Annotated in this window: 1 protein-coding gene and 1 pseudogene; both read left to right on the plus strand. The window is 67.4% G+C overall.

Going from position 1 to position 1,520, the window contains the following annotated elements; all coding sequences use genetic code 11:
• Positions 1-176 (plus strand): annotated as a pseudogene (locus ACZ6ZR_RS38665) (IS3-like element ISPfr13 family transposase); the annotation flags it as partial.
• Positions 177-434: 258 nt separating this feature from the next.
• Positions 435-1,505, plus strand: a complete 1,071-nt coding sequence (locus ACZ6ZR_RS38670) for an IS110 family RNA-guided transposase (protein ID WP_465650717.1) — start codon at positions 435-437, stop codon at positions 1,503-1,505.
• Positions 1,506-1,520 lie beyond the last annotated feature (15 nt).

Below are 1,520 nucleotides of genomic sequence, written 5' to 3' on the forward strand. Positions count from 1 at the left end.
TCGACGCCCCGGAGATGGCGATCTGGCAGCGCGACCGTGACCAACACCCCATCCAGCCAGGGAAGTTGATACATCACTCCGATGCCGGTTCGCAGGACACGTCGTTCCGGCCCGCCGAGCACCTGGACACCGTCGGCATCGCCGCCTCGATCGGATCCGTCGGCGACGCCTACGACTGTCAGTCTGTTCTCACCGGATCCCGCAAGGATTGGGTAGCCCCGGCTGAGGCGGTCTGACTCTTGCTTATGACTGACCCCATGGGTGTCCTAGCGTTGATCTGTCGACCGCCCGGCCGGGCACGCAGCAAGCGCTGCCGCCGGACGGACGTGACCTGATAGGAGCCTGGAGCCGACTCACCAAAGCGTCCCCGTGACAGTCCTGTCCGTCCGACCGGCGACAGCGTGCATCCCACGCTACCGACCGGAAGGAACACCGTGCACATCAGCGAGCAACCCAGATCCGGGCATGTCGTGATCGGCGTCGACACGCACAAGCACGTGCACGTCGCCGCTGTGATGGACACCATCGGCGGGATCCTGGCCACTCTGACCATCCCCACCGACACCGGCGGCTTCCAGCAACTGGCGGACTGGGCCGCCTCGTTCGGTACGATCCTGGCCTTCGGGATCGAGGGCACCGGCTCCTACGGCGCCACGTTGGCCTCGTTTCTGCGCAGGGCCGGCCACAAGGTGGTCGAGGCCGGCCGCCCGGATCGGCGGCTGCGGCGCATGAACGGCAAGTCCGACACCCTGGACGCCGAGAACGCCGCCCGCGCCGTCCTGGCCGGCTTCGCGACGGCCACCCCGAAGACCGCCGACGGCGAATCCGAGATGATCCGCCAGCTCAAAATCGCCCACGACCAGGCAGTCGAACAACGCGCCGCGGCGATAGTCACGATCAAGGCGATGCTCGTCCACGCCCCGGACGCCCTACGCCGTGAGACCGCGGGTAAGACGCAGATCACCCTGGCACGACACCTCGCCGGCCTGCGCCCCCGCCACCTGGACACCCCCGAGGACGCGCTTCGCCACACCCTGCGCACGCTCGCCAAGCGGTGGCAGTACCTGGACGCCGAGGCCAAAGAACTGACGAAGATGATCGCCGACCTGGTCCAACGGACTGCCCCACAGCTGCTCGAGTCCTTCGGCATCGGCGTGGACACCGCCGCGGAGATCCTCGTCGTGACGAGCGACAACCCAGAGCGGATCAAGTCCGAGGCCGCCCTCGCCAAGCTCGCCGGCATCGCCCCCGTGCCCACCGGTTCCGGCATGACCAGCGGCAGGCATCGCATCAACCACGGCGGCCACCGCCAGCTCAACGCGGCGATCTACCGAACCGTCATCGTCCGCATGCGGTTCCACCAGCCCACGATCGACTACGTCGCCCGCCGCACCACCGAGGGCAAGACCAAACGGGAGATCATCCGCTGCCTCAAACGCTATGTCATCCGCGAGGTCTACCACCTGCTCCGACCGGCCCCACGAACAGTCTCCGCCGCGAGTTGACAACTATAGGAGCGT

It is taken from the genome of Kitasatospora sp. NPDC088742 (assembly GCF_055584905.1).